The 5,820-nt window shown below is 62.7% G+C and carries 6 protein-coding genes and 1 pseudogene; 5 read left to right on the top strand and 2 right to left on the bottom strand.

Features of this window, described 5'->3' with window-relative positions:
* Positions 1 to 330, top strand: a pseudogene (locus tag EOA36_RS25185) (thermonuclease family protein); the annotation flags it as partial.
* On the opposite strand, the gene EOA36_RS25180 reads toward EOA36_RS25185, so the two are convergent.
* Complete coding sequence (locus EOA36_RS25180; RefSeq protein WP_127279876.1) at positions 296 to 1,942, bottom strand: lysine--tRNA ligase; 1,647 nt, start codon at positions 1,940 to 1,942, stop codon at positions 296 to 298. The pseudogene EOA36_RS25185 and the gene EOA36_RS25180 overlap by 35 nt on opposite strands.
* A gap of 158 nt (positions 1,943 to 2,100) precedes the next feature.
* Here EOA36_RS25180 and EOA36_RS25175 point away from each other — a divergent pair, with 158 nt between their 5' ends.
* On the top strand, positions 2,101 to 2,514 hold the full coding sequence (locus EOA36_RS25175; protein WP_127279875.1) for a tellurite resistance TerB family protein: 414 nt from the start codon (positions 2,101 to 2,103) through the stop codon (positions 2,512 to 2,514).
* Between the two features lie 44 nt (positions 2,515 to 2,558).
* Here EOA36_RS25175 and EOA36_RS25170 read toward each other — a convergent pair whose 3' ends face one another.
* Positions 2,559 to 3,407, bottom strand: coding sequence for a transporter substrate-binding domain-containing protein (locus EOA36_RS25170; protein WP_127279874.1), 849 nt, complete (start codon positions 3,405 to 3,407; stop codon positions 2,559 to 2,561).
* A gap of 259 nt (positions 3,408 to 3,666) precedes the next feature.
* On the opposite strand from EOA36_RS25170, the gene EOA36_RS25165 reads away from it, so the two are divergent.
* From EOA36_RS25165 to EOA36_RS25155, 3 genes are all read left to right on the top strand, one after another.
* Positions 3,667 to 4,398 carry a LuxR family transcriptional regulator gene (locus tag EOA36_RS25165; RefSeq protein WP_127279873.1) on the top strand — a complete coding sequence of 244 codons (732 nt, stop codon included), beginning with the start codon at positions 3,667 to 3,669 and terminating at the stop codon, positions 4,396 to 4,398.
* 98 nt (positions 4,399 to 4,496) lie between these two features.
* Entirely contained in the window at positions 4,497 to 5,135 is a 639-nt protein-coding gene (locus tag EOA36_RS25160; RefSeq protein ID WP_127279872.1) for an acyl-homoserine-lactone synthase, read from the top strand.
* On the top strand, positions 5,132 to 5,820 hold a 689-nt coding region (locus EOA36_RS25155; RefSeq protein WP_127279871.1), incomplete at its 3' end, for an enoyl-CoA hydratase-related protein. The genes EOA36_RS25160 and EOA36_RS25155, both read left to right, overlap by 4 nt.

The raw sequence follows: 5,820 nt of genomic DNA, 5'->3' as shown, positions 1-5,820 counted from the left end.
TCCTTGCTGCGCGGCCGCGCGGTGGTTTGCCTGGTGCCGCCGGAAGGTGGTCGCGACCTGATTGCCGCGGAGTGCCGGATAGGCAAGCAGGATGTCGGTCAATGGCTGGTCGAAAACGGCTGGGCGCGCGCCGCCAAGGGCGGGCCCTATGTGGAAGCCGGTGACAAGGCACAAAGTGCGAAGAAAGGTATTTTCGGACCGGCGCCGAACCTAGCCGGCATCCCGGCGGCGCCGGCCGCCACCGCCCCGGCGCCTCAGGCGCCGGGTTCGATCCTGGAAGAGGATGGCGGCGTCCTCAAGCAAGCTGACCAGCCAACGCCTTCTGAATGAGCGAGCGGGTCTCGGTGACGCCGTAGAGCGCGGCGAAGGATCCGAAGCGTGGGCCGCGTTCCTGGCCAATCAGCACCTGATAGATCATCTGGAAGAAGGCGCCTGAAACGCCGGGGCCGCCTTCTGGGCTCTGCTTGGAATGATCCTGGTAGCGTTCGATCTTGCGCGCCACGTTGAGCGAGGCGTTCTGGATCGCCTCGCCGCTGGCGTCCGTCGGCAAGTCGGCAAGCGCCTTTTCGAGAGCCACCAGCGCTTCGCGTTCGACCTCGTCGGCCGGGCGAAAGGTCTTCGTCGGCTTCACGAAATCGTCGAAATAGCGGATCGCATAGCCCGTCAGCCGGTCGAGCTCGGGATGGGAGGCGGGTGTCACGCCCTGAACATGGCGCGAGATGAAGCCCCACAGCACATCCTTGTTCTGCGCATTGGAGGCGCTGACCAGGTTGAGCAGCAGCGAGAACGGCACCGGCATGTCGATGGCGGGCGGATTGCCGTCATGCATATGCCAGACCGGGTTGCCCAGCCGCTCCTTCCACTCTTGGCGGGGATAGGCCGCGAGGAAAGTGTAGTATTCGTCGACCGCCCGCGGGATGACGTCGAAATAGAGCTTCTTCGCCTGCCTGGGCCGCTGGTACATATAGAGCCCCAGGCTCTCGGTCGGCGCATAGGTCAGCCATTCGTCGATGGTCAGGCCATTGCCCTTCGACTTGGAGATCTTCTGGCCGTTCTCGTCGAGGAACAGCTCGTAGACGAAATGCTCCGGCGCCCGCCCGCCCAGTATGTTGCAGATGCGGTCATAGACCACCGCATTGGTCTGGTGGTCCTTGCCGAACATCTCGAAATCGACGCCGAGGGCCGCCCAGCGCATGCCGAAATCCGGCTTCCACTGCAGCTTCACTCTGCCGCCGGTGACCGGCAGCGTGGTTTCGGTGCCTTCATCGTCGAAGGTGATGGTGCCGGCCTTGGCGTCGACATGCTTCATGGGAACGTAAAGCACGCGCCCGCTCTTCGGCGAAATCGGCAGGAAGGGGCTGTATGTCGCCTGCCGCTCCGGCCCGAGCGTCGGCAACATCACCGCCATGATCTGGTCGTAGCGTTCGGCGGCGCGCAACAGCATCGCATCGAAGCGGCCTGACTTGTAATATTGCGTCGCGCTGGCGAATTCGTAGTCAAAGCCGAACGTGTCGAGGAAGCGGCAGAGCATCGCATTGTTGTGGTCGGCGAAGCTCGCATAGTCGCCGCCGAAGGGGTTGGGCACCGATGACAGCGGCTTGTGCAGATACGGCTCGAGCGCCGCGCGATCCGGCACGCTGTCGGGTATCTTGCGCATGCCGTCCATGTCGTCCGAAAAACACAGCAGCTTGGTCGCGACCTTGTCCTGCGTCAGCACGCGGAACGCATGGCGCACCATGGAGGTGCGCGCCACTTCGCCGAACGTGCCGATATGCGGCAGGCCCGACGGTCCATAGCCGGTTTCGAACAGGATCGTTTCGGGAAAGTCGGCGCCCTTGTAGCGTTCGATGATTTTTTTGGCTTCCTCGAACGGCCACGCCTTGCTCTCGGCCGCCGCCGCCAGCAGTTCGGGATTGAGATCGATGATGTTTGATCCCGCCATGGTTCTGTTTTCCAAAATTATTCGCCGCTCGGGCTGCAAGTGTCGATTTTCAACCGGTCTCTAGGCGCGCATGGCCGGAGCGTCAACGCGTGGGGCGCTTTTTCCTTGCGGCCTCAGGCTCCCCTTCCTACCTTCGAAGCCCGTCCAAGGAGTAAAGAATGCCGTCGCCCACCCCGCACGAAGCGCTGATCTATCTGATGGTCATCACATCGGCCTCCGACCGTGACATGACCGATGTCGAACTGGCCAGGATCGGCGAGGTCGTCCGCTCGTGGCCGGTGTTCGAGGATTTCAAGCAGGACCGGCTGGTTGCCGTGGCTCAGGCTTGTCAGAAGCTGTTGCATGAAAAGGATGGCCTGGAGGGTGTCCTTACCCAGGTTGCCGAGGCGCTGCCGGAGCGATTGCGCGACACCGCCTATGCGGCGGCCTTCGAAGTGGCTGCCATCGATCTCGAAATGCGCATGGAGGAAGTGCGGGTGCTGCAGTTGATCCGCCGCCAGCTCGATCTCGACACGTTGACCGTGGCGGCCATCGGCCGTGCGGCCAAGGCGCGGCTTCGCACGCTCACCTGAAGGCGAGCATTACGCCGGATCAGAAAAAAGCTGACCGGGCCGGATCAGAAAAAGCTGACCGGGAAATAGCGCAGGTAGAATTCGGCGAAGGTGCCTTTCATCGAAATCTCCTGCAGCGCGTAGTCGAGGGCCGCGGCCAGTGCCGGATTGTCCGCTCGCGTGGCGATCGCCATGCCGGTGCCCAGATATTCGGGCGCCAGATAGGGGCCGCCGGCAAAGCGGCAGCAGCCGGCCGCGTCGGAGCCTCCGAGCCAGAAGGCGAAGCGCATGCCATCACCGAAGGCCGCATCGATCTTGCCGGCCTTCAGATCGCCATAGAGGGCTTCCGGCTTGTCGAAGGGAACCACCTGGACCGTGCTGAAATAGTCGCGCAGCATGCGTTCATGCGCCGAGCCTGATATCACCCCGACGCGCTTGCCGTGCAATTTATCGAAGATCGGTTCCGCCAGCGCCTTGTTCTTCGGCATGATGAAGCGCGCCGGGAACTGCAGGTAGGCGCGCGAGAAGGCGTATGTCTGGCGCGACTGCGGCGTTGCGGCAATGCCGGCGATGATCGCTTCGCCTTCGCCTTTCCCGATCGCGCCTTGAAGCTCCGCCCAGGGCAGCGCCTGGATCTGGCACTTGTCGACGATGCCGAGCTCCGCGCAGATGGCGCGCGCCAGGTCGATATGGAAACCCGACAGCTTTCCCGCGCCGTCGAGGAAATTGAAGGGCGGAAAATCCGTGGTCGTCAGGAACCGCAGCCGCGGCAGTGCCGAAAGGTCCGGCTTGGGCAGCCGCTCCTTGGCGTCCCACAGCACCGGTACCTGGGGCTCCGCGCGCGCCCCGGGAATCCAAGCCAGTGCCGCAATGAGCGCCACTGCCAGGACCTGGAACCGCCATTGGAACGCCACGATAGAACTCCCCGCACCGTGCTCGTGCCGGTTTTGGTACGAAAATGGTACAGGCACAATGCTTTTTGATTTCAACGCTTCGATTTCAGGATATGATTCGCTGAGTTTGCAAACAAGCGGTGGCTGCCCTGGTGGGGGTACCAGGGTCGAGAACCACAACCGGAAGCGGGCGCTTTGCAATCCGTGGTCAGTGGCAAAGTGCCGGCAAGGCGCGGACCATGGGCTTTAATGCATGAGGCAACATGGGGTTGATGTTGCGATGAGTCAGTTCGATCGGACGCTGGAATACATAGACCAACTGCAGCACGCCGCGACGGCGGCCGCGGTCTGCGAGAAACTGTTGGGCGTAACATCGGAGTTCGGCCTGACCGCGCTGATGGCCGGAACCGTTCCGAAGCCGGGCACGCCGACGGGTCAGCAAAAGCAGCATGTGCTGCTTTGCGATTGGCCGGTCGAATGGCTGGAGCGCTATGTGGCGCGCAACTATGTCGATCACGATCCCGTCGTCAGTCACATGAAGCAGTTGCAGGCGCCGTTCCAGTGGCGGGAAGCCGCCCAGGGCCTTCGCATCGACAAGAACAGTGGCGAAGTGATGGGCGACGCCGGTGCCTTCAAGCTGCGTGACGGGCTCGCCTTCCCTCTGATCACGCTTGACGGTGAGATCGTCATGGTGTCCCTGGGGGGCGAGGCCGTGGAACTGTCGGCGGCCGAGTTCGGCCTTGTCTCGCTGGTCTCGACCTATGCGGTCGGCCGCGCCATGCAACTCCACACCATGGCCGGCAAGATAATCGACCATATCGAATTGACGCCGCGCGAACGCGAGTGCCTGCAATGGGCCGCCGTCGGCAAGTCCGAATGGGAGATTTCGCAAATCCTCGGCATCTCCGAGCACACGTCGGAGAAACATCTTCTTAACGCCAAAAGCAAACTCGGTGCCGTCAACCGGGTGCAGGCAGTCGCCGAGGCGATAAGGCGCGGCTACATTAGCTAGGTCGGCCGTGCCGGCCCAGCACTTTTCGCCTACGTGATCACGCAATTTTCGCATCGAAGCACGGCCGTATCTTCCCCTGAAACACAGGAGACTACGGAATGCTTTTTTGTCTTTCGACCAAGGAATTGATGGAACGCCCCGATCTCTGGGAGGCCGTCCATCGGCTGCGCTATCAGATATTCGTCGAGGAAATGGGATGGGAGGACCTACGGCGCCCCGACGGATTTGAGGTCGACCAGTTCGATCATGACGAGGCGGTGCATCAGATCGTCATCAGGGGCAATGAAGTCGCGGGCTATCAGAGGATGTTGCCGACCACGCGGCCGCATCTGCTGACCGAGGTGTTGACCGATCTCTCCGAGGGAACGCCGCCGGCGGGTCCCAACATCTGGGAGTTGACCCGCTATGCGGTGGCTCCGGGTTTTCGCGATGGCCGGCGCGGCGTCTCGACCGTCGGCACGGAGTTGATAGCCGGTTTCGTCGAGTGGGGTCTGAAGCGCGGCGTCGACAAGGTGATCATCGAGTTCGAGCCGATGTGGGTGCTGCGCGCGTTGCAACTGCACTTCCTGGCGACGCCGCTCGGCTATCAGCGCACCTATGGCAACCAGCAGGTCGTGGCGACGCTGCTCACCTTCAACGAGCACACGCTGGACGTGGTGCGGTCGCGCCGCAATCATCATGCGCCCGTTCTGGCCAGGGGATATCCCGACATGTTCGGCCAAAGGAGGGCATCATGAACGCGCACCCGCAGCCTGAACTGCGCAACCACGCTCTGATCGTTACCGTATCGTCGAATGACGGCCGGCCGGTGCTCGATAGAAGGGCCTATGAGAGCCTTGCCACGACGTTCCACGAAGCCGCCGAGAACGACGAGGTGCGGGTCGTCGTGCTGCGCGGCCTGGCGGGCTGTTTCTGCCTTGGCGGCGACTTTTCCGAATTCCTGGATGCCACCAAGCATCAGAAGCTGATCGCCGCCGTCACCGACATGTTCCGCATGCTGGCGACGTTTCCGAAGCCCATCCTGGCCTGTGTCGACGGCGACGCCGTCGGCGTCGGTTGCACCATCCTGTTCCATTGCGACATGGTGATCGCGTCGGAAAAAAGCACGTTCCGGGTGCCGTTCGTCGATTTCGGCCTGGTGCCGGACGCGGCGACCAGCATCCTGGCGCCGCAGAAGCTCGGCTATGCCGGAGCTTTCCGCTTCTTCTGCCTCGGCGACACGCTCCGTGCCGAAGACGCCAGGGCGCTCGGCCTCGTCGCCGAGATCGTCCCGGAAGGCAGCGTCGAGGAGGCGACGCTCGGCCGGGCAAGACAATTGGCCAAAAAGCCGGTTGCGGCGTTACTGCAGACGCGCGGCTTGCTCAAGGGCAACACCACGGCACTTTGCGAGCGCATCGATGAGGAAATATCGCTGTTCCAGCA

It is taken from the genome of Mesorhizobium sp. M8A.F.Ca.ET.021.01.1.1 (assembly GCF_003998025.1).
GTDB lineage: Bacteria > Pseudomonadota > Alphaproteobacteria > Rhizobiales > Rhizobiaceae > Mesorhizobium.
The sequence above is the reverse complement of the archived record's forward strand: the minus strand, read 5'-3'. Positions and strand labels throughout refer to the sequence as shown.